General features: G+C 36.8%; 25 protein-coding genes. 11 read left to right on the forward strand and 14 right to left on the reverse strand.

Translation table 11 applies throughout. The annotated features are described in order from the left end of the window. Positions 1-28 precede the first annotated feature (28 nt). Positions 29-1,102 carry a leucine dehydrogenase gene (locus MRY82_01850; protein ID MCI5071671.1) on the forward strand — a complete coding sequence of 358 codons (1,074 nt, stop codon included), beginning with the start codon at positions 29-31 and terminating at the stop codon, positions 1,100-1,102. A gap of 50 nt (positions 1,103-1,152) precedes the next feature. Next, on the forward strand, positions 1,153-1,512 hold the full coding sequence (locus MRY82_01855; protein MCI5071672.1) for a hypothetical protein: 360 nt from the start codon (positions 1,153-1,155) through the stop codon (positions 1,510-1,512). 1 nt (position 1,513) lies between these two features. On the opposite strand, the gene MRY82_01860 is transcribed toward MRY82_01855, so the two are convergent. From MRY82_01860 to MRY82_01870, 3 genes are read right to left on the reverse strand one after another with little or no spacing between them, the layout of a single operon-like run. Beyond that, entirely contained in the window at positions 1,514-1,966 is a 453-nt protein-coding gene (locus MRY82_01860) for a HEAT repeat domain-containing protein (protein ID MCI5071673.1), read from the reverse strand. Further along, positions 1,938-2,504 (reverse strand): hypothetical protein, encoded by a 567-nt coding sequence (locus MRY82_01865; GenBank protein ID MCI5071674.1) that lies wholly within the window; start codon positions 2,502-2,504, stop codon positions 1,938-1,940. The genes MRY82_01860 and MRY82_01865 overlap by 29 nt, the downstream gene beginning before the upstream one ends. A gap of 55 nt (positions 2,505-2,559) precedes the next feature. Then, the gene (locus tag MRY82_01870) at positions 2,560-5,280 is read right to left on the reverse strand and encodes a hypothetical protein (GenBank protein ID MCI5071675.1); all 2,721 of its coding nucleotides are present in this window, start codon (positions 5,278-5,280) and stop codon (positions 2,560-2,562) included. A 69-nt stretch (positions 5,281-5,349) separates the two neighbouring features. Here MRY82_01870 and MRY82_01875 point away from each other — a divergent pair, with 69 nt between their 5' ends. Further along, positions 5,350-6,954 carry a LysM peptidoglycan-binding domain-containing protein gene (locus MRY82_01875; protein ID MCI5071676.1) on the forward strand — a complete coding sequence of 535 codons (1,605 nt, stop codon included), beginning with the start codon at positions 5,350-5,352 and terminating at the stop codon, positions 6,952-6,954. A gap of 41 nt (positions 6,955-6,995) precedes the next feature. Here MRY82_01875 and MRY82_01880 read toward each other — a convergent pair whose 3' ends face one another. Together MRY82_01880 and MRY82_01885 are read right to left on the reverse strand one after the other, a co-directional pair. After that, positions 6,996-7,787 (reverse strand): hypothetical protein, encoded by a 792-nt coding sequence (locus MRY82_01880; GenBank protein MCI5071677.1) that lies wholly within the window; start codon positions 7,785-7,787, stop codon positions 6,996-6,998. 29 nt (positions 7,788-7,816) lie between these two features. Beyond that, the gene (locus tag MRY82_01885; GenBank protein MCI5071678.1) at positions 7,817-8,254 is read right to left on the reverse strand and encodes an RDD family protein; all 438 of its coding nucleotides are present in this window, start codon (positions 8,252-8,254) and stop codon (positions 7,817-7,819) included. A gap of 308 nt (positions 8,255-8,562) precedes the next feature. Between MRY82_01885 and MRY82_01890 the strand changes: the two genes are divergently transcribed. From MRY82_01890 to MRY82_01905, 4 genes are all read left to right on the forward strand, one after another. Continuing rightward, positions 8,563-9,243 carry a septal ring lytic transglycosylase RlpA family protein gene (locus MRY82_01890; protein ID MCI5071679.1) on the forward strand — a complete coding sequence of 227 codons (681 nt, stop codon included), beginning with the start codon at positions 8,563-8,565 and terminating at the stop codon, positions 9,241-9,243. 203 nt (positions 9,244-9,446) lie between these two features. Further along, the gene (tmk, locus tag MRY82_01895) at positions 9,447-10,085 is read left to right on the forward strand and encodes a dTMP kinase (GenBank protein MCI5071680.1); all 639 of its coding nucleotides are present in this window, start codon (positions 9,447-9,449) and stop codon (positions 10,083-10,085) included. Then, positions 10,082-10,915: a hypothetical protein gene (locus tag MRY82_01900; protein ID MCI5071681.1), complete on the forward strand. Its 834-nt coding sequence runs from the start codon at positions 10,082-10,084 to the stop codon at positions 10,913-10,915. The genes tmk and MRY82_01900 overlap by 4 nt, the downstream gene beginning before the upstream one ends. Further along, complete coding sequence (locus MRY82_01905; GenBank protein ID MCI5071682.1) at positions 10,897-11,724, forward strand: TatD family hydrolase; 828 nt, start codon at positions 10,897-10,899, stop codon at positions 11,722-11,724. The genes MRY82_01900 and MRY82_01905 overlap by 19 nt, the downstream gene beginning before the upstream one ends. On the opposite strand, the gene MRY82_01910 is transcribed toward MRY82_01905, so the two are convergent. The 7 genes from MRY82_01910 to MRY82_01940 form a co-directional block, all read right to left on the reverse strand. Further along, the gene (locus tag MRY82_01910) at positions 11,710-12,633 is read right to left on the reverse strand and encodes a M14 family metallocarboxypeptidase (GenBank protein MCI5071683.1); all 924 of its coding nucleotides are present in this window, start codon (positions 12,631-12,633) and stop codon (positions 11,710-11,712) included. The genes MRY82_01905 and MRY82_01910 overlap by 15 nt on opposite strands. Positions 12,634-12,680: 47 nt before the next feature. Further along, positions 12,681-13,583, reverse strand: a complete 903-nt coding sequence (locus tag MRY82_01915) for a hypothetical protein (GenBank protein MCI5071684.1) — start codon at positions 13,581-13,583, stop codon at positions 12,681-12,683. Further along, positions 13,576-14,832, reverse strand: coding sequence for a hypothetical protein (locus MRY82_01920; protein MCI5071685.1), 1,257 nt, complete (start codon positions 14,830-14,832; stop codon positions 13,576-13,578). The genes MRY82_01915 and MRY82_01920 overlap by 8 nt, the downstream gene beginning before the upstream one ends. Positions 14,833-15,073: 241 nt before the next feature. Further along, on the reverse strand, positions 15,074-15,421 hold the full coding sequence (locus tag MRY82_01925; GenBank protein MCI5071686.1) for a PilZ domain-containing protein: 348 nt from the start codon (positions 15,419-15,421) through the stop codon (positions 15,074-15,076). 8 nt (positions 15,422-15,429) lie between these two features. Continuing rightward, on the reverse strand, positions 15,430-15,792 hold the full coding sequence (locus MRY82_01930; protein ID MCI5071687.1) for a TIGR02266 family protein: 363 nt from the start codon (positions 15,790-15,792) through the stop codon (positions 15,430-15,432). 90 nt (positions 15,793-15,882) lie between these two features. Next, positions 15,883-16,482 (reverse strand): hypothetical protein, encoded by a 600-nt coding sequence (locus MRY82_01935; protein MCI5071688.1) that lies wholly within the window; start codon positions 16,480-16,482, stop codon positions 15,883-15,885. A 108-nt stretch (positions 16,483-16,590) separates the two neighbouring features. Next, the gene (locus MRY82_01940; protein MCI5071689.1) at positions 16,591-18,426 is read right to left on the reverse strand and encodes a sigma 54-interacting transcriptional regulator; all 1,836 of its coding nucleotides are present in this window, start codon (positions 18,424-18,426) and stop codon (positions 16,591-16,593) included. A 102-nt stretch (positions 18,427-18,528) separates the two neighbouring features. On the opposite strand from MRY82_01940, the gene MRY82_01945 reads away from it, so the two are divergent. Further along, positions 18,529-19,326, forward strand: a complete 798-nt coding sequence (locus MRY82_01945; GenBank protein MCI5071690.1) for an inositol monophosphatase — start codon at positions 18,529-18,531, stop codon at positions 19,324-19,326. 275 nt (positions 19,327-19,601) lie between these two features. Here the strand turns inward: MRY82_01945 and MRY82_01950 are convergent, their stop codons facing one another. Together MRY82_01950 and ilvA are read right to left on the reverse strand one after the other, a co-directional pair. Next, on the reverse strand, positions 19,602-20,378 hold the full coding sequence (locus tag MRY82_01950) for a prohibitin family protein (protein ID MCI5071691.1): 777 nt from the start codon (positions 20,376-20,378) through the stop codon (positions 19,602-19,604). A gap of 28 nt (positions 20,379-20,406) precedes the next feature. Beyond that, a complete protein-coding gene (gene ilvA, locus MRY82_01955) occupies positions 20,407-21,606 on the reverse strand; it encodes a threonine ammonia-lyase (protein ID MCI5071692.1) in 1,200 nt (399 codons plus the stop codon). 245 nt (positions 21,607-21,851) lie between these two features. On the opposite strand from ilvA, the gene MRY82_01960 reads away from it, so the two are divergent. The 3 genes from MRY82_01960 to MRY82_01970 are packed head-to-tail and all read left to right on the forward strand — an operon-like array spanning position 21,852 to position 25,149. After that, positions 21,852-22,964 carry a hypothetical protein gene (locus tag MRY82_01960; GenBank protein ID MCI5071693.1) on the forward strand — a complete coding sequence of 371 codons (1,113 nt, stop codon included), beginning with the start codon at positions 21,852-21,854 and terminating at the stop codon, positions 22,962-22,964. Between the two features lie 53 nt (positions 22,965-23,017). Then, positions 23,018-24,628 (forward strand): DUF6531 domain-containing protein, encoded by a 1,611-nt coding sequence (locus tag MRY82_01965; GenBank protein ID MCI5071694.1) that lies wholly within the window; start codon positions 23,018-23,020, stop codon positions 24,626-24,628. Next, a complete protein-coding gene (locus MRY82_01970) occupies positions 24,625-25,149 on the forward strand; it encodes an NYN domain-containing protein (GenBank protein MCI5071695.1) in 525 nt (174 codons plus the stop codon). The genes MRY82_01965 and MRY82_01970 overlap by 4 nt, the downstream gene beginning before the upstream one ends. The last annotated feature ends 247 nt before the right edge of the window (positions 25,150-25,396 follow it).

A 25,396-nucleotide genomic window follows, 5' to 3' on the forward strand; every position in this document is an offset into this window, starting at 1 on the left:
ACTCAAAGCTCGTTATCTCGTAGACATCATGGCAATGAAACAAGATTTTTCCTCAAGCCCTACCAGCAATGTCATATCATTAATGCAAGAAAAGAGTTATGAGCATATCAGTTTTTTCTACGATAAAGACTCTGGTGCCAAAGCGATTATCGCCATTCATAACACAACTTTAGGACCTGCTTTAGGAGGTTTACGTTTTTACCCTTATCAAGATGAATCTAGCGCTTTAAAAGATGTTTTACGCTTATCTAAAGCCATGTCTTATAAAGCTGCTATTGCTGGTTTGTCTCTTGGCGGTGGAAAATCCGTACTCATTGGTAACCCAGAAACTGACAAAAATGAGGCCGTCTTAAAAGCTTTTGGCCGTTTTGTTGAGCGACTCAATGGCAAATACATTACCTCTGTAGATTCCGGCACCTCTGATGAGGACATGATTGCCGTAAAATCCGAAACCAAACATGTTACTGGTGCCCCACCAGAGTTTGGTGGCTCAGGTGACCCATCACCGATGACTGCTTACGGTGTTTTTAGGGGCATCTTGGCCAGTGTTGAGTTTCAATTTGGCTCTTCCGACCTTTCTGGCAAGCGCATTGCCATGCAGGGACTTGGTCATGTTGGCTACCCTCTTGCCAAATTGTTGCATGAAGCAGGCGCAGAGCTTATTGTTACGGATATCAATGAAAAACGGATAGAACGTTGTAAACAAGAGTTCAATGCTAAAGCCGTTAGTTTAGAAGATATTCTTACGGTTGAATGTGATGTTTTAGCCCCTTGCGCATTGGGGGGTGTAATTACTGAAGCACTCGTTCCCCAACTCAATACACCCATCGTTGCTGGTGCTGCCAACAATCAGCTGCAGAGTCCCGCCATCTCAGAGCTCTTATTTGATAAAGGTATTATTTATGCACCTGATTTTGTCATCAATGCCGGAGGTTTAATCAATGTTGACCAAGAACGCCATGGTTATGATGAAACTGCGGCCAAAGCCAAAACCCATCAAATACATGACACTGTGTTGACGATTTTAAACCGCTCCAAGCAAGAGAACCAAGACACAGCAAAAATTGCCATCACCATGGCCAAAGAACGAATTTATGGCTAGTATTTTGAATTTTAGTTCTTTTTTGAAAAGCTAAAAAATTCAAATCCCATATGATCAAAGGTAACTTTACCATCTGTCACTTGAGTGGAAGCGACATCAATTATTCTGCGCTTAAATCACTTATTAAGTTACATGAAAAAAAACTTCACCTATCTCACTTTGCCTCTAATCCTAACAACACAAGATTATCGTTCAATGTTAATCATACATCAAATGACTTAGATAGCTTAGAAACGGCTCTTGATTTTATTGCAAGCCATTTAAATAAAAAAAACTTTGGAATTGAGGAAATTTCTTTAATTCTCCACCTTGAATATGTGGATCAATGCAATTGGGAATACAGCTTAGAACAGCTTAAAACCCTTACCAAACTTAACTTGTCTCTCGGCATAAGCTGCTTTGCAAGCTAGCTTATTTTTTTTCTTCTTTGAGTTGTTCTATGTAATCTCTACGTTTTTCAAGAATATCCAGAGCAAGACGGGCTTGTTTTTGAGCTTCTGGATGGGTTTCTCTATTGAGCGCTTGTTGTAGAAGTGCCATGCTACTCATGGAACCCATACGACCCAATGCATACAAAGCCTCAGCTCTGACTTCATGCGACGCATGGTTCATGGCCTGATACTCTAACTCAACTTTAGCACGCATATCTCCCATTAAACCCAGTTGCCGAGCCGCATTTTTTTGCAACAAAACAAAAGGACTTTGTTTCAAAGTATTCAACCAAAACGAAAAGTGTTGATTATCATGATAAGTATCCGCTTGTAATGAAGACAATCCAAAACAAAACATAACTATTGCAAAGCAAGCTTTGCCTTTTAAACTTCTTAAGAAATATTTAATATGCTTGTTGAATGTATTTTTCATCAAAAACTGCCTTATCTATAAATTGTTGTGCAAACCGTTTACAGTTACCTTTGTACAATTTCTTTTTCATTTTGGCCAGTGTGTTTCTATTTTGCGGTAAATTGCCTGGCCGAACTCCCAGCAGCAAATAAGAAATAGAACGTCTTGCCGGCAGAACTTCACCTTTAGCCTTACCCAGCACAGTTGTGTAATCCACATCAAAAAACTCTAATTCAAGGTAGCGTAGCTTGGGATAACGAGCAAAGATCTCAGAGGCACCTTGACCGTACTTTCCTCGCCCAAACAATAACCAACGATAGGCATTACAAATCTCTCGCTCACTATCTCTGCCTTTAAGACTCCGCCAGTAAGTAATTTTTGCAGCATAGGCTTGACCATTGCGCAAACGTTTAACAGTCACTTTCTCTTCTTTGCTGCGCAAATGCGGTTGGACCAAGTAAATTTGCATCAGCTGGTCAATGTTTTGCAATTGATTGTAGTTTTGAGCAAAACCTATGCTGGTCAAGACCAAAAAAGTTGATAACACTATATTTCGCATTAATGCTTCATTATACCGCAACTTGCGCAAATGAAAAGCCTTCAAACAAAGCGACTTAAAAACTCTGATCAAACCCTAAATAAAATTTTATGCCACCATGCTGATCATCCAATGTTCTGGCAGCATCAAAACGAATAACCGATGGGTTAACTCCAAAATAATCGACATGGAAGCGTAAGCCATAATTGGCACCATAGGTAAACTTTAGTACATTCCATAAATCCCCAAAGCCTGTGTTGGCTGCATTTGGATTTAAAACTTGTTCAGCTTGCTCCTGAACCGTTGCAGTTACATGCCCTGCATCCAGACCAAAGGCTCCCTGAATGTCTCTAATTCTAAACAAACCAAGGTTGATATCAATATCTTGCAACAAAAAATGTCTGTACTCAGCGCTGCTAAGTAGTCGGTATCGCCCTTGAAAATCTTCATCATTAAAAGAAATACCTCTTATAGCTGCTGGACCACCCAATCTTGGCTGAATTTGACTTGGGATACCTTTTGAATTGACACTTATATTGTAACGCAAAGCCAATAAATGATTAACGCTACTGACTGGAAACACCCACGAAGCACCGTGATTCACACTGATATAATCATGATCTGCCCATAAAGCAGAACTTCCCCATTGGACTGAAAAAGAACCACCCCAACCAGATAAAGGGTTGGTGAAAGACAGCTGATTGCCAAAAAAATAGCTCAAGCCCAAGCTGCTAACATTACTGGCTGGCGTTAAATCCACCACGTCCCCAGCATTGGTTAAAATACTATCTTCGGTCACTCTTGAAAAATTAGCCGTTATGGATGCACCATGACTGAGTCTTAAGCCATCAACAGCACGACCAAAAAGCCGTGTATACCCTAAACCTACGCCATAGTTTTCTCCCAAATAAAATCCACTGACTCTATATCGGTTATATCCGCCTTGCTTTTTACGCAGTACCCCCCCTAAAAAAATTAGAGGAACACTTTCGTTGACGTCATAGTCTAAAAGCATTTGCTCAAGAACAAACTTGTAAGGGGCTGGCTTGGTATTATCATAGCGTTGCCACTCTGATAATCTTGACCTGGGGTCTAGGTATATTTTTTTAAGTTTGGCTTTGGACCTAAACTCAATGTCATACTCTTCTTGAGTATCAAACCAATTAAATTTAAATTGCTTGCCGTCTTTATCGACCGCTAAAATTTCAACCGGCTCTTTAAATGTTTTTTCCGATTCTTTGATAAACTGGACTTGGTGTTGGTATTGATTCTTACCCAGCTTTTTAGTTTTACGCTTGGTGATTTTATAATTTGCTTTTGGCGGTCTAAATTGCCATTGTTGATAAGCTTCATCAATATTACCGTCATAAACAGCTTGGGCCATAGATTTTAAACGTTTTCCCTGATTCAAATAAGTTTTAAAAATCTCAGATGTTTCATTTTTCCCCAACCAGTCGTTCATTTTTTCAACCAAGCTTCTACCCCAGGTTTTATCATCGTAAAAATGAACTGGATCATCACGATTGTAGTCCCAAGGATAAGGATTATTGTAAAAGGTATCGACAAATGCAAATTGCGGTGAATAAATCAACAAATCCACAACCGGTAAAAAACTGAACATTCTGAGCAGTGGCATCTTGCGAGCATCTATATGCTTAAACTCCAAATCTTTTAAAAATTCATGCGTCCAATACCAAGCCAAAGCATCGGTAATCCAGGGCGCATCTTCAGCCAATTCATTGGCCTGCACTTTTTTTGCAAACATCTGATAAAACCAAGCTTGGACAACAGGAATATAATGGTACTTGTGCAAATAACCGTTGAGTTTAAACAAACGATCCGAAACAAAAGCCATGGAAGCAGTTTTTTTAACGAGAAACCTTCGCATGGGTGTCTGAGCCATATAAATATTATCCGGCAATTTAAGTTCTGACTGATCTTGAACAAAACCTTGCCATTGTTGCGCTAAAAACTGCATTGACTCTGAGTAAGATTTGTTCAAGTGTTTATAGTGATAAAGCTTTAACCATGGCGTTGTTGCAAAAACTTTTTTTTTAATGCCAGATCCTAAGCGCAAGCTTAAATCATGCTGTTGATCAAGTCTCAGTGTTTTTTTATCCTGTTTCTTAAAGTATACTCCATTGATAACAGTTGGCTGTTGACTATCTACATTGAGCTGTAAAGATGTGAATACAGGCAAATAATTTTCATCCTTGGTTTCAGTTGTACAAATATTGTATAGATAAGGATACCAAGCTTTTTGCAATGCCACCTGCTTACGATAATAACCAAAAGCGCCAAATTTTTTAGGCATATCTAAAAAAGTTTTTATCGATAAATTTAATGTTTGGCCTTGATTCAAACGCTCTTTTTCTGCTTGGCTTAAAGCAACTGTAAATAAAGTTTTTTTGATTCGTTGAGGCTTTTCATCATTCCAAACAATTTTTTTAATCCGACCATCCAACTCTACAGAATAAACTTGACTAGAACTTGATTGAAAACCTTTTGGGTAGATTCGATGATAATTAAGATCATGCAAATAAGGCAATTTATCTTGATATCGTTTGGGATAAAAAACAAAATCTAATGTGTCTTTCTGCCAAGTAGCACTGGTTTTTAGCTTGATCTGAGTATCCAGTTCAAATTGATTGGTTTTTTTTTGAAGCAAATTTAAAGTGTACTGTGTTTGCAAACAATCTTTGGCATAGAGCTTTACCCAAAACAAACTGATTACTAAAATCAGTTGACCCATAAAAAATCCTTGAAAACCTTTTTTTCTTTTGAAAAAATAAGACATGCACTACTCTATAAGTTCAACAAACAAGAATTATTTTTTTATTCAACCATCAATTTTAGGGTATTAATCATGAATTTTAATAAAGCTTTTTTCTTTTGCATAACATTTATTGTAACTTTGATTGTTAGTTCTTGTACACAAAAAAAACCTCAAGATTTATCTACTGCCCAAATATCAGGACAAAATGAAGCAACAGCCTTTTTTGAAGCCGAGAAATCGCTAGCAAACACTGCTCAAGAGGAAAATCAAACGTCTAAGGCTAAAAACAATAAAAAACAGGCAAAACAGAAACAGCCTGAATTTGACATCCCTGTTGTCATGAATGACAAAGTAGAAAAATGGCTAAATTATTTTCAGGGTAGAGGCAGAAAATCCTATGCTCGTTGGCTTGCACGTTCAGGAAAATACATTCCTATGATGAAAAAAATATTGGCTGAAAATGGTTTGCCTTTAGATTTAGTCTATCTTTCTATGATTGAAAGTGGCTATCATCCAAAAGCTTACTCTCATGCTCATGCCAGTGGATTATGGCAGTTCATCAGTGGTACTGGCAGACGCTATGGCTTAAAATCCAATTGGTGGATAGATGAGCGCAGAGATGCTGAGAAATCATCCTTAGCTGCTGCTCAATACTTAAAAGATCTCTACAATATGTTTGACCACTGGTATTTGGCTGCTGCAGGCTACAATGCTGGTGAGTTTAAAATTCTACGCGCCATAAAACGCTATGACACCAATGATTTTTGGGAAATGTCTCGTTTTAGATATCTAAAACCTGAAACAAAAAACTACGTGCCAAAAATGATTGCTGCAGCCATCATTGCTAAAGAACCTGAAAAATATGGCTTTACAGACATTGAATATCAAGAACCTCTTCAATACTCTAAAGTTCTTATTCAAAAACCTACGGAACTTTCGATTATTGCAAAGTACTTAAACATTCCCTCAAAAACTTTAAAAGATCTTAACCCAGAGCTTTTACGGGGCGTAACCCCACCAAAATATCCCAACTATGAGTTAAAAATTCCTTTGGGTATGGAACTTGCCTTTGAAGAAGCTTTACCCCAAATCAGCAAACATACGGTTGACTTAGTAACCAAGCATCGCGTACGCCGTGGTGAAGTTTTATCGACTATTGCTAGAAAGTACCGTGTTCCTTATAGAAGCATTATGCGCATCAATAACATGCATTCGACTCGTATCCGCGCCGGTCAACTCCTGGTTATACCCCAAAAACGTGGCAACGTTTACTCGGGGTCACAAACAACGGCAAAAAAATCCTCTTCTGTCGCCGTAAAAACACGCCAACAAGCTATTCCTGCATCAGGCCAATACAAAGTCAGGTCTGGGGACTCTTTATGGTCAATTTCACGCAAATTTAGTGTTTCTGTAAGCCAACTTAGACAGTGGAACAAAATCAAAAATTCAAGAACCGTGCAAATTGGTCAAAATATTTTTGTTCAATCTCCAGGTGTTGTATCAGGTCAGAAACAAACTGCACAAAATGATGGTCAGTGGATTTATTACCAAGTTCAACAAGGAGACTCTCTATGGTCTATTGCTAGAGAACATGGAACCAGTGTCAACAATGTTGTAGAGTGGAATGATCTTAATCCAAATAATATTACGCTCTATCCTGGAAATACCATCAAGATTAAACCTATTAAGTCTTAATCAATCATATCATGCCCTATTCAATAACAAGGCTTGGCATATTATTTTATTAAATTAATAAAATCAATGATGGCGTCTTGGGTATCCATGAACTGCTGTGAATCTTTTAATAGATAAGCAGCACAAACCATCAGCACGGTTAACAAAAAGCCACTAGCCACCCAACGATAATTTCTCACGCTTTGAATATGACTGTAGTAAATTTGTAGCACTTCCAAAGCATTTGAAATCAAAGACATCAAGATCAAAAAAATGCTAGCCAACAAAAGCAACCATGTATAGGCCATCAAGCGTTCATTGGTATAGTTTAACCATATATGATCAGATGAGGTATAAAACATATTAAGAATCAACAAGCATGCAGGAAATAATAAAAAACCCAAGCCTGTCACATGACCTCGCTTGAACTTACCCTGCCAATAATAAGGTAAGAAAGGTAAAAACCAGATATAAAATAGTGTCTTGTGTGAAACGTCCTGGTAAAAAAATATAGGACGTGTCATGTCTACTGGGAAAATAATGGATACCCACCATAAAAATACAAACAACATTGCCGTTATACAATAGACAACAAACATCTGCTGTTCACCTATCAAGATGTTAAGATCTTCTACCCAACCCAAATTGATCACTTTTGCTCCATCAAGCAAACAAAAACCCAATACGCATAAAACAATAAAAGTCAGGATGGCTAAAAAATACTTTTTAAGTGTAAGGTAGCCTGCACCAAAAAAAAATAAACTCAAAAACGCTGCTTTGATTGGAGCATTGATAATTTTTTCATTTTCCTCAACAATATAATCAAGATCTTGTTTTACATCAGGCGCTATCATGTTTTTTTAACATTAAACATCGTTGCTTGTTAAGCCTTGATTTCCAAACTTTTTTTTTCTTCATTGATCACTTGTGTTTCGGCATAGATATCTCCAACGCGAATTCCTTTATGATCATTTAAAACAAAGTAAAGCTCAAGCGCACAAAAAACAATTGCTAAAAACAAAAAGATAACCCCAATAACAGGTATACCATGCAAAACAATAAAAACGGAAAAAGGTAAATTTCTAACAATAGAATCTTTAAAGCCGCACTCACGCATTTCTCTTTCTTCACCAATGACTTTGACCTGTAAGTTTAAAAACTTTTTACCAAGGCTCTGGCCGTTAAAAAACCCATCGCCAATCATTATATAAATAGCGCCGGCTAAAGATCCAAAAAAAGGCGAAACACTGGCTAAAAAGCCAACAATTAAAAAATCAATTAATTTTGCAATAACTCTATGAACTGAATCTGCTTTTGGCATGAAGCAACCTCCTCAGATAGATGATGATGCCAAAGATATATATTCTCTTAACATACAGTGCCTATAAAAAAATTACAACTTTCACGTTATGAACAAACAAACTAACTGTATCTGCTTCCATAGTTTTAGAGCTACAAAAACTCAAATAATTGATTTAAGTTTTCTCTATGGCATTAGGTATAATGCCTTTACAAAAGCTAATAAATAATGCTTGTTTTTCGTACACATGATCATTATGTTCTTAAAAAAACAAACTAAAGCGTTGATAAATTACGCATTCTTTTCATTCTCAGATAAGATTATCACGCATGATGCAAAGAAAAAAATACACTTCAAGCTTATGGACAATGTTATTGTTGCTCAGCTTATCTTTTTTTAAGACTGCCTGCGGACATAAATCCATGCGCCGTTCAGTGGTTGCTCATCCAGGCAATAGCCAAGTTGGTTACGCATCTTGGTATGGCCCAGGCTTCCACGGTAAAAAAACAGCTTCTGGACAGACCTATAACATGCACAAAATGACAGCTGCCCATAAATCTTTGCCCTTTGGTAGTCAAGTTAAGGTTACGCGCTTAGATACTGGAAACTCAGTCACGGTTACCATCAATGATCGAGGTCCATTTATTGAGGGGAGAATCATTGATCTATCCTACAAAGCTGCAAAAAAACTAGGACTTGACCAAGACGGTGTCAGTAAAGTTAGAATGACGGTCATAAAAGGTAAAACCGAGTCATTTGTTGATAACACTTACCCCAACCAATATTGGGTTCAACTGGGTTATTTTAGTGTCCATAATAATGCCAAAAGTTTCTTAAAAAAACTAAAAAAACAAAATGTTTCCAATAGCTTAAGTATTATTTCTGCCCCCAAAAAACGTTACAGAGTGTGTTCCGGGCCATTTTCAGATCGGGCGCAGGCAGAGCAGGAGCTGGCAAAAATAAAATCCTATGGACACGATGGCTTGGTCTTGCATAATCCAAGAAAATAGCATATAGTTGCTCTCATTATGGCAGCACCTTACAGAAGAACTAAAAAAGTTAGAAAAAGAAAAATCAGAACTCAAGGCAAAGAAGGTAAAAGACAAAGACGCATTCACGGTTCTACACCTTCGCTTAAAAAGCTTTTGGATGACTGATTGAATTTCTTTCACTCTTTATTATTCAATATTGATTTAACCACTTCGTTTTACTTTTGAAAAAAGCAACGTTTATTGTTTTTGAAGGCATCGAGGGTGTTGGCAAAAGCACCCAGGTTAAACTGTTGCATGATTTCCTTGAATCCCAAGGAAAAACCGTTGTTTCTACACGAGAACCTGGAGGAACACCCCAGGCTGATGAAATAAGAAAATGTATCGTTCGCTCTAGCAAAGGATCTCTGTTACCTTTAACAGAGCTTTTTCTTATTGAAGCTGCTCGCAAAGAACATGTTGAAAAAGTCCTTAAACCACAACTTCAATTGGCAGACTATATTCTCTGTGACCGCTATATTTATTCATCCTTGGCTTATCAAGGTTATGCTGGTGGCTTAGATTTAAACACTATTGGCATGCTCAACCAATTGGCAACTGATAATGTATTGCCTGATCAAGTTATTTTACTCGATACCGAACCTGAACTGGGAATACAGCGTTCCCTTGCACGATTATCAAAACAAAAACAACAACTTCGTGAAGATCGTTTTGAAAACGAGGGTTTAGATTTTCATCAAAAAGTTAGAAAGGGCTTTTTAACCATTGCCCAAAACAATAAGCGTTTTACTGTTTTAGATGCCAATCAGGATATTGATACGCTCCATCATTCTATTCTTAATACATTAGGGTTAAGTCAATGAAATCTGAATTCTTTTTGCAGCGTTTGACAGAACTTTTTCAACAAAATCGTTTGGTCCATTCCATTAGTGTCTCTTGTGATTTTTCCCAAGCACGATTGCATCTGGCCAAGAATCTTTCTCAAAGACTGTTCTGTCAAAATCTAAAGAACTCTGTGCCCTGTTTGCAATGTCCCTCTTGTCAAAAAGTTGAACACGGTAACTTTCCAGATATTTATCTTTACCAACCAGAAAAAAATGAAATTCCCTTAGAAGACATTAAAAATATGTTACGCTGGTTGCATATATCTCCTCATGAACAAAGCCATAAAATCTTACATATTCATGATGCTCACCGTCTCAACGCTTCCTCCTCTAATGCTTTATTAAAAAGCATGGAAGAGCCTCCTACATTTGCACATATATTTTTGTGGACAGAAAACCAAAATCGGCTGCTCAGAACCATTCTTTCACGTAGCATAAAATGTCATATTCAGGATGACATCCAGCAAGACAAAACCCAGCTTACGCCACCTGCATGGTTGCATGAACTCAATGAACTTTTGCAGCAAAAGGGGCATACCGCATTGGATAAAATATTTAATTTTTCAAAATCTATTGCCAAACAAAAAGAAGAACATTATTTTTTCTTTGAACAGTTTTATAAAGTTTTTCTTAAACACTATGAAATTGAAGCTGGAAAAAACAATTTCTTACACATAAACCGCATGGAAAGCTTTCATACCCTTCTTAAACAAGCAGAATCACAAGCACTTAACCGCTATGGAAATGCTCAATTATGGATTGAACGCTTGATGATTGATTGGAAAAAAATATGGAATCTAGCTCAATAACACCAGTAGCGCCCTACTCAATTATTGACTCTCATGCTCACCTCGATCAAGATGCCTTTAAGGGTGATGTTACAGGAGCAGTAGCCCGTGCAAAACAAGCAGGTGTAATTGCAATGCTACAAATCATCATGGGCCCAGACAAAGAGCAAATACAGGAAAGTCTTGATTTAGCAGAAGAGTATAAGCCATTTATGTTTCCTACATTGGGCATTCATCCGCATGATGCAAAACTTTTCAACGATCATGCTTTAGAAACTTTAAATCATTTTTTTGACAACCATCATCTCTATGCTGTTGGTGAAATTGGCTTAGATTACTATTATGAAAACTCAGCAAAAGAAAAACAAATAGGCTGTTTTGATCAATTGCTCAATCTTGCTCAAGAAAAAAATAAACCTATTTGTGTCCATACCAGAGATGCCTTTGATGATACCTATGCCTTATGTAAAAATCATGACATCTTTAATCGTCAAGGTGGCGTTATCCATTGTTTTTCTTCCAATAAAACTGAAGCAAGAAAGTTTCTAGACCTGGGCGCCTACATTTCTTTTTCTGGAATTGTTACCTTTAACAAAGCTCAAGACGTCCAGGAAGCTGCAAAGTATGTTCCCGTTGACAGAATACTCATTGAAACTGACAGCCCATTCCTTGCACCGGTGCCCTTGAGGGGAAAGCGCAATGAACCTGCTTACACTGTAAAAGTTTTAGAACACATTGCTGCTTTAAAAGGTTTAAACTCTCACGACCTAGCTAAACAAACCTTTAACAATACGCAAAGTTTATTTAAACTTCCTTTAGATGCTCAATAAATAATCCAGACCAGCTGTTATCGCTGCAACCTGAGCGACAATGCAGTTTTCATCGTCCACCTTTGGGCTATCTGGATAAACTTCAGTTGTGGTTGAATATTCTGGCTGGCTCAAAGCCATACATAAATGTAGTTTTCTAGCGTCATATTGAATAACCCCAGGTTGATCAGTTTTGACATCCAAAATATTGCCTTGTGAATCGGCTTGGGCAATATGAGTCACTGTTTGAACGCGGTTAATCATAGCTTGATGAAAGCTTGGACAATAATTATCCTGGTCTGCAACCAGGTAAAATCCATCGGGCACTTCGTCTCGCTCTATTACCCTCCCATCTCTTGCTGCTAGAGCAGGTGTAAATTCACTGGCATCGGTATCGGTGGTTTCATGCAAATCAAAATGAACTAAAATATCTTGCCCTATGCTCTCTACCACCTCAATAATGGATGTACATTCCTGTGCCCGACTCTCTTTATAAAAAGATCGATTTGGATCGATTGCATCAGGATTCCAGCGATTGATGGTTTCATAGCTCCATGGACTTACACAGGGAAAAATTAAAAAATTAAAATCATCTTTATATCTTTTTGCATGCATTTCTAAAAAACGTAAGGCTCCGTGGACACCGCTGGTCTCATAACCATGAACACCTCCTGTTATTAGAACATTGGGCTTGGTCTTTGACCAGTTGTGACTTTTTACTAAAAACTGCGGATATTGTTTAAACCTATAATCCAGAATGCCAAATCGCTCTAAAGCAAAGTGCTCTGTTGCTAGCTTTTGAAGAGGCACGCAAACATCTTTTTCATAAGACCTTTGAACAACTTGCTTTTCAAACCATTGCTTTTTTTCTTCTTTTGACCAAGCTTTTCCTGGTTCACCTATTGGATAATAATTTTGAGTTGTTTTCATCATTGAACAAATGTTTACCTTATAACATTGACTTTTGTCGACAATATCTAATTTTCAAAAACTTGATCCAAGGTCTGAACTTGTCCCAAATCTACTTCCAGTTCATTTAACTCACGATTGGCACTGTTGAAACTATTTTCAGATATAGCGGACTCAACTTGCTTTAAACGAATATTGAAATCATTTTTTTCATCAATGGTTAGTTGACTGGTGGCTACTTTTTCTGAAATTTTTCTGTATTTTTGCTTCACATAACCCCGTGAAACTCTGGCATCTTTAAGCTTACTCTCTATGACAGCCAGTTTTTCATTGGTTTTTTCAATATCACCAAACTTTATATAATTGTCTATGCTTAAACTTTCAGGAATCAAGTGGTTAACATCTTCCCCAGAAAAGCCTCTTCTTGAAGCAAAGTTTTTCAGCTCTAGCCATTGTCGACGTACCTTTTCTCTTGGATCTAATGTTTCATTTACAGTATTTTTTTGACTCGGTTTTTCTGTTGGGGTTGCATCTACAGCCACTTTTACATTTTTATCTTTACTGTTCTTGTTGTCTTCTGGCACATCTTGTTTGGTAAAATCTGAAGACAACTCAACTTTTTTATCTGCTTCAGAGGCTTGAGCTCCCTCTTCTTGCTTCTTTGTTTCTACTACTTGTTCTTTAACAAGAGAAACAGCTTTCTCTTCTGTATTTTTTTCTTCATTGTTCTCATTGTTTTTGGGGGCATCTTGCTTTACTTTTTCTACATCTTTTTCTTCCGGTTCGTTGTTTTGCTCACCAGACTCATTTTTATTTTTTTGCGCCAACAACTGTGTCTGATCTTCCGATTTGATGTTTTCTTGTTGCTTAACCATTACAGGCACGATGACATTGAATTGCTCTTCCTTGTAAACTTCTTCACAAGACTGAACAAACAGCAATAGACATAGACTTAATATCTTTTTAATCATGAGACTCATCCTTATCTTTCTCACCCTGCCGATAACGAATCTCAGAATATCTACATAATCCACCCCAAACAGCAACGCCTAAACCGCTTTGAAAACCAGCATTTGGTGACGAAGTTTGGATATCCGATTTTTTTAAGCGCCAGTTTTCTTCACCGTTGATAATACCCACGACCTCATCAGATAAGCATTGTATCTCAATATAATACCAACGATCTTTTTCTATATTCAATGTATTTTGAGTACGTGCATAACCTGCGACTTCTGTTCTAGTATTATGCCAACCACCAATAACCCATGTTAATTGATGGGAACCTACTGGAAAAAGGATAATAAATGCATCTTGGCCTGCCATTTTTAATGCCTTAAGCTGATAGTCATATTTTGATTCAATAGGTAAATCTTTTCTTACAGCACTAGACCCCCAAGGTCTGGCAATCAGGTCTTCACCTGACATATAAATCACGCCTTCTTTTGACCAAGCACTCACGTCTCCATCAGGAAGCAAAAGACTCCAAGACTTGCCTTTATCATCAATAAAAACTGGCTCTGTTTTGCCTGTATCATCATCTTCAATCCACTGTACTTCAAATTCTTCTTTTTCAAGTTCAGTATATAAACTTGGATCTATAATTTTTTTTCTTTTCCCAATAAAGGGACCAAAAATAATACTTAGAAAAGATAATGTGGTTAAGCTATAGATAAAAAACAAAATATAACGATACGCTCTTCCAAAAGAAAGCCCCAAAATATAGCCTGGAACGGCATATGCAACCTTAACTTGCCCTAAAGCATCCTCATCATTTTGATAGTCCGATGGAATCAAATTAGCATGAACCACATGCAAATGAGGGTTAACGTAGGTTTTTTGATTATCCAGTAAATTATTCAGCAATAAATCTCTAGGTGCAGTCTTAACATCGTGCTCTAACATGGCCGAAACTTGATGTATCTTTTTTGGATGGAAAAAAGCTTGTCGGTAAGCTAGTGGCTTATATGAAAAAACTAAATATACAATTTGATCATTGCGTGTGATAAATTTTTTCCATAACTCATCATTGACCTCGCCAGTTCCAGCTGCATTAAAGCCGAGCTCTTGTGCTAGCCTAAATGTATTCTCTCTGAGCCTAAATTCAAACGATTCCAGCCAAAAATAACGTATTGCTGTGCATGTTATAGAAATAAAAATAAATGCAATAAATAGCAAAAACTTTAATTCAAAAATTTTAGTTCTAGGTTGCGTAACTTCCATAAAATTCAGTTGCCATGTTAAGGTCTATAAACTGAAGATTCATTTATAGTACCCTCTTTTACATAACGTTAAGTTGCATCTTATAGTCTACCAGATATTACTTAGAAGTAGAAACTATTATCCGTTTACAATAGCGTAATTGATACCAGTAGGCATTTAAATTTAAAATATGCCCTAAAATGAAATGAATTGTTTTTGAAATCTTAATATTTAAGCTTAAATACTTAGTCCAAATTTAAGCTTATTCTGAGTCCACTATAGTTTTCTCTATAATATCCACCATTTTTGGATCGGGATCAATAAAACGCACCCCCACGCCATATAATTGCTTGCCAAAACTATTGGGATCACTCAAACTCATCAAACGAGTTACTTTGCCTTTTAAAATATAATGCCCTAGATCATCTGGAAAACGCATTTCCAGTTCAATTTCGGCATTGGGGTCTAAGAGTTTATCTGTTTTGATAAAAATACCCCCACCACTGATATTATGCGTATACTCGTGCACCAAGTCTTCTAAAGTCTTAAAAATAACTTTAACTTTAGCGTCAACCCGCTTATGCAGCCTTTTTTCTGAATAGTCGCTCACATTTCCCCTCAAGACATGCTTTCTAATAACGCTAATTTTTTAATCACAGCTAAAATACTTTGCCGATCCAAATCACTTAGCTGAACAAATTTCAGTCCCATTCCAGCATGATAATTTTCTTTTGCTTGTTCTTTAACTGGGTTGATCCACATCACCTCAGCTTTTGCCTCTATTTCAACTCCACTATCTGGTAATGTAAATTTTAAATGAACGACTGTCCCCAGGTCCATGGGTTGGTCTGTTTCTAAGAAAATCCCATGTTCACTGATGTTGGTTGCATTTTCAAAAAGGTAATTACCCTCCTTTAAAAAATCAACTTTAAACTCAACAGGAACTCTTTTTGACTCTCTTTGATCGCTAAAATTTTGCATATATCATCGCTACCATAGCTATTATTGCTTGTAAAAGTATTCTAGAAAACTTAATTTTTCATTTTCAAACAAGATAAAGCTAAAGCTTACTTAATGAATAATCCTTTCTTCTTGTTCAAAAACGACAATTCCTTTTTCTTTTAATCGTTTTAAAAGATGTTTATTTTTTGTCGCAAGCCAACGTTCATATAAAGCCAGTAAGTTTTTATTGTTGGTCATATTCATGTCTTCACTCAACTCTGACATAATAAATACCAAATCTTTAAAGTGCTTAGCCAACAAAGAAAAAATTTTAATCTCTTTCTCCTGATTTAACCTTGTTTGTATATCGGAAGCTTGTTCATAAGCCAGTGAACCCATCTGAATATAATAGTCTATATCAAATAACTGTTGATTGAAATAATCGGAAAAAAATCCTGCTACATACAATGATCGATCCCCTACTGCAACCAAGTCTTTAAAGCGCTTAAACTGTGAAGCTTCTTTAATGGCTTTTCCCCATGAAAAAGCCAAAGGCACTTCTCCTTCAGAGTCAAAGGAAAAAATATTTTCGCTACGAACCGCCTTTAAACATAAACTCACCATATAGATTTGTATAAACTCATCCAAATCTAAATTATGTTGTTCTAAAATACTAAAAATACGCTTGCTAAAAAATTTTTCTAGTTGTTCATAGGGTGACTGCTCCAATAAAACCTCCTGGATTTTTTTGAGTATGAAATAGAGCTATAAAATACTCTTAATTCTATTATACCAAAAACAAACTAAAAAAATCTAGCAGATATTATTTAAGCCTAATCACTCTTCCTTAATTTCATATTTCTTAATCTTAGAAACCAAGGTTCTTCGAGGGACATTCAGCATTTGTGCAGCTTTGGTTTGATTCCAACTATTTTTTTTCAAGGCATTAATAATCAATTGTTTTTCATAGCCATCTACAATCTCTTTCATATCGCCCACTTCAGTGTCAACAGGTATAGATTGTTGAATCTGTCCATGATCACTTTGAGTTACTTGTTGGCTTTCTGGCTTTAAACCAGCCATACTAATTTTATTGGATAAATCTTCAGGCTTTATCGTATCGCCTTCAGAAATAATGACTGATCGTTCAACTGTATTTTTTAACTCTCTAATATTTCCTGGCCAATTGTACTGGTGCATTAAACCCAAAGCTTGTGAAGAAATATGCTTACGATCAAAACCATTTTCCTCACATACTGACTCAATAAAAGCATCAACCAAATATGGAATCTCTTCTCTTCTTTCACGCAAGGGTGGTATCTCTATTGTAGCTGCATTTAAACGATAAAATAAGTCTTCTCTAAATTTCCCTTCCTGAACCAAATTATCCAATTTTAAATTGGTTGCTGCAACAATCCTAACGTCACTTGAAATTTCTTTGTTAGAACCTACACGCATAAATGTTTTGTTTTGCAAGACACGCAACAACTTGGCTTGAGTTTTTAATGGCATCTCTCCAACTTCATCTAAAAAAATAGTTCCGCCATTGGCTGTTTCAAATAAACCAATCTTGGTTTGATCAGCACCGGTAAAAGCACCTTTTTCATGACCAAACAACTCACTTTCCAGTAAAGTTTCTGTTAACGCCGCACAATTGACACAAACCATTTGTTCATTTTTACGGTCACTATGGTAATGGATGGCTTCAGCAATCACTTCTTTTCCAACACCCGTTTCACCCAATAAAAGTACCGTAATTTTAGATTGGGCTACTCTTTGCGCCAAGCTGAAAAGTTCTTGCATCTTTTTGCTTTTAATAATGGCTTCTTGTTTACCCATGCTGAATTTACGAACATCTTGTTTAGCATGGGCAACATGCCCCTTATTGGATGCTTTTGCAGACTTTAACGCTTCTCTAGATTTTTCTACCAATAAATCTATGGAGCCGCCGTCTTCTGGAAAACTGGCCACACCGACAAATACGGCTTTTCTATCTGCAGAAGGTACTTCTTTAAAAATCCTTTCCCCTAAAGCCACTGCATTGGCTTGATCTGTTTCTGGTAGCATCAACTCAAGTTGATTGCGTCCATAATGGCCAACCACATCCATGGTTCGAATCATTTTTCTTATTTTTTCTATAATCCTAGCAAAATCTTGTAGTTTAAACGGTACTTGGTCATCTTGAATCTGAATCATTGCTAAAGACAAAGGTCGTTTGTAGCGATGCGCCCTATCCATTTCTTCATGTAAACGCTGATCAAAGTAACTGTGCGGTAAGACACCAAATTTTTCTAAGCCCACGGGATTACGCAAAGAAAACCTAAAAACGTGCTCTCCAATTTGGATTTGATCACCTTCTTCTAAAACCATGGTGCGCAACAAAGGTTCACCATTAAGCAAGCTGCCATTGGTACTCCCCAAGTCCTCAACAACGACTTGACCGGATTTATTATCAAACTTGAGATGGGCTCTAGAGATTTGCCGGTCATCAATGGTAATTTTGCAACTCTGACTTCTTCCTAAATCTGTCGCCCCTTGATTGATAGGGTACACACTGCCGGCTAATGGACCTTCAATCACCAACAAAAATCCACGATCTAAGAGTAACTCTTCTTCTTGTAAATCTCGCGTATCCAGTTGCGGCAGGGTTTTTTCATTTTCAATTTGAGACATGCTTCTATTATAACCAACTGCCTATTTTTTGCACATCAAAAAGTACCTTAAACACAAAAACGTGGTCTTTTTTACCATCTTTGACTACAGTGAATATACATCATGCAAGATATTGAAAAAGCTGCCATCCAAGCAGCTCAAAAAGCCCAAGAGATACAAAAGCAGTATTTTAAAAAATCGGACCTTCAGATACAGCATAAAGGCGTCCTTGACCTGGTCACGCAAGCTGATTTGGACTCACAAAATGCCATCATTGACACTCTAAAGCAGCATTTTCCATCACATCAATTTTTGGCTGAGGAAAACGATATGGATAAAAGTCAATACCAAAACAAACCGACATGGATCATTGACCCTCTGGATGGCACCACCAATTTTTCTAAACAATTCCCCTATTTTGCAATATCGATCGCTCTTTATGATCAAAATGCAATCCAATTTGCCCTCATTGTCAACCCAATGATGGATGACTGGTACATTGCACATAAAAACCAAGGCGCCTACAAAAATAAAAAAGCTCTACATGTCAGCAGCACCAAAGAGCTCGATCAAGCATTTTTGGTCACAGGCTTCCCTTATGATCGTAGAATATCGCGCAATAACAACCTAGAAACATTTAAGCACATGGAGCTTAACAGCTTATGTGTGCGCAGAACTGGGGCTGCCGCACTTGACTTAGCTTATGTTGCTGAAGGCGTTTTTGACGGTTTTTGGGAAATTAAACTCAAACCCTGGGATATTGCAGCTGGGATACTCTTAATTGAAGAAGCTGGTGGTATTGTTACAGACTATTCTGGTCAGCCCATTACAGATTTATGGAAACAACAAATCATTGCCAGCAACCCTTCCATTCATCCAGAGTTCGTTCAGCAAATTAGTTCATTGAACAATGATAATTAAACCTTAAGCTATTTTCTCTTTGTATGCTTTGACTCCAATACTTAGAAGCCTCAAAGCCCATTGAGTCATAAATAGCTGACAATCAGACAGGTCAATTCAAGCCCACCTGCCTTAAGACAGATATCACTTTATTGATGTCCACAAGCCATTCATTCTATAGCTTGAAGCATCATGCATTTTATTTTTTCTCTAAGCACCAAGAAAAACAAAAATCAGATTTTTATTGATATCGGTGAAAGGGCACAACGGCCCCCTAGAAAAATACCAAAGCAATCTTACTTCATATTAATAAAAGGAACGCTGTTACCCATCATGTACTGAGGCAATTTTCCGTCCCATTTTTGTACCGCTTCATACTCCACCAAGCTTTTATTTTGTGTTAATGCCCTTGCTCTAATAGACATAGACTCCGCTTCAGCTTTGGCAGAAATGACTTTTTGTTTGGCTTCTTCTTCAATTTGCTTGGTTTTATTCTCAGCTTGTGAGGCATTTTGAATAGCAATCACTTTACGTTCAACAGCTTGTTCAAAGGCATCTTCATAAGAAATATCAGTCATTTCAAAACGATTAACATCAATAAACTTATCCCTTAAGCCCTCTCTTATTGCCTCTTGTGCTTCAACCGTTGCTTTTTGTCGATTACCAATCAAATCAACTGCATCCCATTTACCAATCACCGCTTTCAATGAACCTTCAATCACTTGTGGAATCACGCGTTCACGCCAGTTTAACCCTAAGTTTTGATAAACATCATGCACATGTGCTTTATCTAGAGCAAAGTTGATCACATAACGAATGGTGGCCTGCTGAACATCTTTGGTATACGTTTGAGTTTCTCCACTTAACTTCAACACACGCACTTCCAAGTCTTGAATTTTGGTGGTGATTGGATTGTAAAAATATAAACCTTCATCCAAGGGTTCTCCCACCACTTTTCCAAAGCGAGTTTTAACACCACGGTGACCGGTATCAACAATTTTTATTCCATAACCTGTAATTGCTCCAATCAAAACGACTGCTGCAATCACAACCAAAATTACATTTCTTTTCATTTCATCCATTAGCTTTAAACCTCCAATTTTATTGTCTTATCACATAACCTTTTTCTTTAAGTCCGGCCAATATTTCTTGTAAATGCTCTGGACCTTTGGTTTCCAGTTTTAGTTTTACACTGGTCTCATAAAAAGGAACATCTATGGCACTGCGCTCATGATGAATTTGTAAAATACTTGCCCCCAATTGAGCAATAACTGTTGTTAGTTCATTTAAACCACCCGGACGATCGGATATCATCAGCTCAATACTGGTTTGTCGACCTCTTTTAACCAAACTCTTTTGTATAACCTTTGACAACAAGGTTAAATCAACATTACCACCGCTGGCAATGGCCACTGTTTTACGACCATTGGTTTTAACCTTATTGGCCATAATTGCCCCAAAGGCTGCAGCTCCCGCCCCTTCTAGTAAAACTTTACTGCTGTGCAACAAATAAACCATGGCTTCAGCCATTTCCTCTTCTGTAACGGTAACAATGTCATCCAAATACTTCTGCATTACCGGAATGGTATACTGACCAATGGTTTTGATGGCAATGCCATCTCCTATAGTGCTTTTGTGACTATGTTCTAAATCTTTTTCAGAAGCACCCTTGACCAACTGCGACACCAAATCGCAATTGGCAGCCTGTACACCAATAATTTTAATGTCTGGATTACTCTCTTTGACAGCTACGGCTAAACCAGAAGCAAGCCCTCCGCCACCGACGGGCACCACAATCAACTCAAGCTCTGGCAACTGCGCCAAAAGCTCTAAACCCACCGTTCCTTGTCCTGCCATAACTCTGAGGTCATCAAATGCATGAATAAAATGCGCACGCTCATCTTCAGCCATTTGTTTACCCACGACCATCGCATCAGAAAACGTTTCCCCTTCTAAGTGCACTTTGGCTCCCCAACTTTCAGTCGCGAGAATTTTGGTTAAAGGTGTGTAGGTTGGCATACAAATTTTAACATCAAAGCCAGATTTTGTGCCATGATAGCTCACTGCTTGAGAGTGATTACCTGCTGATGTAGCAACTATTTTTTTCTGATTTGAATCGAGTTGAATGATGGTGTTCAAAGCCCCACGCTCTTTAAATGAACTGGTTCGATGAAAGCTTTCCATCTTTAAAAAAATTTTTTCTTGCTCAACACTGGGATGTTGAGTGCGCATGATTGGGGTTCGTAAAATTTTTCCCGCTATTCTTTCTTGAGCCATCAATATGTCTTGAAGTTTAAGCATGCCAATCTATAACAGTGTGCTCCGTTTTTATAAAGATAAAAAATTGTCTTAAAGTGTGCATTTTTCAAAGGGCTTTGCTCCCCCTTATTGATATTCCTCAGTTTTTATTTGAGGTGGCTGCATGATTTTAAAGGAACTATTACATTATTTTTAGTCTACGGTGTTTTTAAGTGGAACTGCTGTGGCATTAAAAAAATTACTTCGTCATTTCTTCAATTTATATACAGTTATGCTAACTTAAACTGATGGACGGTATTGTATTAGGAATAGATATTCATAGTGCTTATATTGACGTATGTGCTTTATATAAAAAAGAATTTCGTTCTGTCCGTATACCCGGGCAACAACATGATAATCGCATCTATTTTAATATTTTTTCTAGTGAAGATTATATTTATCACAACCATAGCCCCCTAAACTTTAACACCAGTTTTATTCCTTACAGTTTAGTATGGGGAGTGGAAAAGCAAGATATTGATCCATTTTTTTTACATACTTTTCCTGAGCATTTTATTTTTGACAACAATCTTTGTGTGGGTTTGCAAAATTTTAACACTCAAATTGTGTTTGACGCTATTTTCAAACAGCACTTTGATCAATTGGCCCAGACCATAAAGCAACAGATTTCACCGCATATTTCGGCATTGAACCTACACATGCCAGAGCACTACAATGCCTTTCTTGTAAAAAGCCTTACTCAACTGCTAGAAAGCAGTTTTCAATGTAAGGTTAAGCTGCATTCATCAAAAAGTTTAATTGTAAACCCGTTCAATGAAAAAAACACCCCATTAAAGCAACATGTTCATGTATTTGCCAACTACACTAAACCTTATTTGTATTACTATAACAGCAAAAACTCTCAATTACATCATCACATGTTTACGCAAAATCTTTATCGACTGGACTTGGCTTTTTTAGAAAAAATGAAATATCAACTCATTAAATCCATTACGCCATATCATGTTTCTTTTAATGCCCATCAACGCAACCAACTTTTTAATACAGCTTGTCATTTAAGGCGTGGATTAACTGAACATACTCAAATCAAGGCTTTCATTCCTGCTCTTTGCTATTCTGATGAGCACGGCTTACATGATTTTAATTTCAGTTTTCAACGCAATGACTATGAGCAATTTATTCAACAAAACAGTGCTGATTTTTTAAAAGAGATGGATACGTTTTTTTTGAGTCATAAAATACTGCCTCATGACATTCATACTTTATTTTTACATGGTGAAGGCCTTGATGTACCGGGCTTGGGCTCTGTTTTAACTCATTATTTTCAAAAACCTAAAGAAACCCTGATTGCAAAACCAAATTTTATTGTTCAGCGGTGCGCAAGTTTTCAACAGCAATAAAACTTAGACTTGGCAAGGCAGGGTATTCATTTTATAATGAAGTTGTGGTCACTGTGAAAAAATTAGTCTTTATAAGTCTTCTGTTGACCAGCTTTAACCTTTTTGCTGGCGTTAACCCCCAAACTGGCAACTTTTTCTTTACTGTGCAAGATTACCAAAAACAATGTCATCAAATGACACTTTCTGTACAACGCAGCTACAATAGTCTTTACCGCCAAAGTGGCTTGTTTGGTAAAGCCTGGCTATCCAATCTAGAAAGAAGGATTGTCCCTCTTTCTAATATTAGTTTAGAACTAATAGAAGCCGATGGTTATATCAGTAAATTTTATTTAAAATCTCTGATCACAGACAAAGAAAAAAGTGTTCAAGCCATAATCAAGAGAAAAAAAAACCTGGACGTAAAACACAGTGGTAACCCAAAGGGCAATGGTGACCAACATTATTTAGATCTCAAAGAAAAAATGCTCAGTGACCATGATTACTTTTTAACTCTATTGCAACGCTATCAACCTGATTCAATAAGCTCAAAAAATGCTATTTTTGTATCCAATGATAGAAAAAGCTCTACGCTCACCCAACATAAAAATGGTTTTAAAAGGATTTTTATCAATGGGGATAGTGAAGAATACAATACCAACGGCGAGTTGATTTTAGAAAAAAATAGGCACGGTACTTTTATTCGTTATATTTATAACAATAGCTTATTAAAAACCATCCGAGACTCCTGCGGGCAGTACCTTAACATTCGTTACGACAAAAAAAACAGGATAAAATCAATGCACAGTTCTCATAGCATCAATATTTATTATACCTATGATGACCAAGTGATTAAAAACACCCTGTCTCGTTTTACAGGAATGGATGGTCAGTCTCTTAAATTTGGCTACGACAAGCTTTTTCGATTAGATACCATCCAATTTCCTGAACAAACCATCAAAATTGTTTACGATAAAAACTCTGGCAAAGTTATAGAGCACCATGGACCAGGTAAAAATAAAAACACCTATACTTATACCAGCCAGCGAGGGAAAAAAATAACGCATATTCGCAATGAAAAAAATCAAGCTCACACCTACACATTTATTCCAGGCAAAAACCAAAGCATCTACACAGCTCCAGATGGAACTGAACAAATCAAGACACAGCTTGCATGTTGTGGAAAATTGAGTTCTGTTAAAAATAAAAAAGGTCAGGGAGAAACCTATATCTACGATGAGAATAAGCGTAATTTAATCGAGTTGCAGACAAGCAAGGCCGACAACACTATTTACACATACAATGACATGGATCTGATCAAAACCATTCAAAAAGGTAAAGTCATATTAACCGTTAACTACAACTCAGCACACTTACCCAAATTGATTAAAAAAAACAAACAAACCTTGGTTGAAGCTGACTATGATACTCATGGTAATTTACTGAGAGTTCAAGATGATACAAGTGATATTTTAATTCAACGCAAAAGCAACGGCGATTTACGACAAATACAACTTAAACAAAACAACAAAAGCTATAGTGTCAATATCCAGTATAACCGTAATGATCAAATCAAAGACAAAGTGTTTGAGCCGAATTCAGCTTATACGGCCTCTATCCTTGAACAGGAATTTAAACGTTTATTGAATTTACTCCAGTTAAAATCTTACCTACCCCATACAGCATGAAAATCATAATAGACGGCTATAACTTAATGTTTTGCGGTGGTTTTTCAGATAGAGATCAGCTGCTTGAAAGATTATCCAACTACAAGATACAGTTACAAAACCAGCATACTTTTTTAATTGTGTTTGATGGAACGCATCAAGGTACGCTGGGTGGCGATAGAGATTTTTATAAAGGCATAGAGATTGTGTTTACACCCATCAAAGAAATTGCCGATGACTGGATTGCTGATTATTTACAGCAACATAAGCATGAGTCAGCATCTTTTTTGGTGGTCAGCTCAGATAGAAAAGTACAAAAAGCGGCACAAAGCATTGGCAGTGACTGGATAAGCTCTGAAGACTTCAGTCAACGCATAGAAAAAAAGTCTGAAGCCAGCTTTGCCGACATGCTCAACAACAATATTTGGGATGAAGGCAGAAAAAACCTTGATCAGCTTTACAAACAAAAGCCTAAAAAAGGCAATCCTAGAAAACTCTCAAAAAAAGAAAGACAAAAACGCAAAAAATTTAAAAAGCTATAACGTGTATTCTGACATATTAATTTCATCTATTTTTAATAGAAAAACTATTTAAAACGAAGTTGGGCACGACCAAATTATCGTATCTGCTATAAAAAACATCTCATTGTATGATTTTAAATACGCATGGTTATTCATAGCATTTTTATAGGTTTACTTAAGAACATCAAATTTTCATTTTAATCCATCTTTTTTTATATAGATTATTTATAATAAAAATTAATTATGATTTAAAAAAAATTATTAATTT

This window comes from bacterium (assembly GCA_022763185.1).
Classification (GTDB): Bacteria; Bdellovibrionota_G; JALEGL01; order JALEGL01; family JALEGL01; genus JALEGL01.

What these genes read in the sequence shown, in the direction of transcription:
- MRY82_01850 (MCI5071671.1), top strand. Translation starts at nt 29, where the DNA reads ATGGCAATGAAACAAGATTTTTCCTCAAGCCCTACCAGCAATGTCATA.
- MRY82_01855 (MCI5071672.1), top strand. Translation starts at nt 1,153, where the DNA reads ATGATCAAAGGTAACTTTACCATCTGTCACTTGAGTGGAAGCGACATC.
- MRY82_01860 (MCI5071673.1), bottom strand. Translation starts at nt 1,966, where the DNA reads ATGAAAAATACATTCAACAAGCATATTAAATATTTCTTAAGAAGTTTA.
- MRY82_01865 (MCI5071674.1), bottom strand. Translation starts at nt 2,504, where the DNA reads ATGCGAAATATAGTGTTATCAACTTTTTTGGTCTTGACCAGCATAGGT.
- MRY82_01870 (MCI5071675.1), bottom strand. Translation starts at nt 5,280, where the DNA reads ATGTCTTATTTTTTCAAAAGAAAAAAAGGTTTTCAAGGATTTTTTATG.
- MRY82_01875 (MCI5071676.1), top strand. Translation starts at nt 5,350, where the DNA reads ATGAATTTTAATAAAGCTTTTTTCTTTTGCATAACATTTATTGTAACT.
- MRY82_01880 (MCI5071677.1), bottom strand. Translation starts at nt 7,787, where the DNA reads ATGATAGCGCCTGATGTAAAACAAGATCTTGATTATATTGTTGAGGAA.
- MRY82_01885 (MCI5071678.1), bottom strand. Translation starts at nt 8,254, where the DNA reads ATGCCAAAAGCAGATTCAGTTCATAGAGTTATTGCAAAATTAATTGAT.
- MRY82_01890 (MCI5071679.1), top strand. Translation starts at nt 8,563, where the DNA reads ATGATGCAAAGAAAAAAATACACTTCAAGCTTATGGACAATGTTATTG.
- MRY82_01900 (MCI5071681.1), top strand. Translation starts at nt 10,082, where the DNA reads ATGAAATCTGAATTCTTTTTGCAGCGTTTGACAGAACTTTTTCAACAA.
- MRY82_01905 (MCI5071682.1), top strand. Translation starts at nt 10,897, where the DNA reads ATGGAATCTAGCTCAATAACACCAGTAGCGCCCTACTCAATTATTGAC.
- MRY82_01910 (MCI5071683.1), bottom strand. Translation starts at nt 12,633, where the DNA reads ATGAAAACAACTCAAAATTATTATCCAATAGGTGAACCAGGAAAAGCT.
- MRY82_01915 (MCI5071684.1), bottom strand. Translation starts at nt 13,583, where the DNA reads ATGATTAAAAAGATATTAAGTCTATGTCTATTGCTGTTTGTTCAGTCT.
- MRY82_01920 (MCI5071685.1), bottom strand. Translation starts at nt 14,832, where the DNA reads ATGGAAGTTACGCAACCTAGAACTAAAATTTTTGAATTAAAGTTTTTG.
- MRY82_01930 (MCI5071687.1), bottom strand. Translation starts at nt 15,792, where the DNA reads ATGCAAAATTTTAGCGATCAAAGAGAGTCAAAAAGAGTTCCTGTTGAG.
- MRY82_01940 (MCI5071689.1), bottom strand. Translation starts at nt 18,426, where the DNA reads ATGTCTCAAATTGAAAATGAAAAAACCCTGCCGCAACTGGATACGCGA.
- MRY82_01945 (MCI5071690.1), top strand. Translation starts at nt 18,529, where the DNA reads ATGCAAGATATTGAAAAAGCTGCCATCCAAGCAGCTCAAAAAGCCCAA.
- MRY82_01950 (MCI5071691.1), bottom strand. Translation starts at nt 20,378, where the DNA reads ATGAAAAGAAATGTAATTTTGGTTGTGATTGCAGCAGTCGTTTTGATT.
- ilvA (MCI5071692.1), bottom strand. Translation starts at nt 21,606, where the DNA reads ATGCTTAAACTTCAAGACATATTGATGGCTCAAGAAAGAATAGCGGGA.
- MRY82_01960 (MCI5071693.1), top strand. Translation starts at nt 21,852, where the DNA reads ATGGACGGTATTGTATTAGGAATAGATATTCATAGTGCTTATATTGAC.
- MRY82_01970 (MCI5071695.1), top strand. Translation starts at nt 24,625, where the DNA reads ATGAAAATCATAATAGACGGCTATAACTTAATGTTTTGCGGTGGTTTT.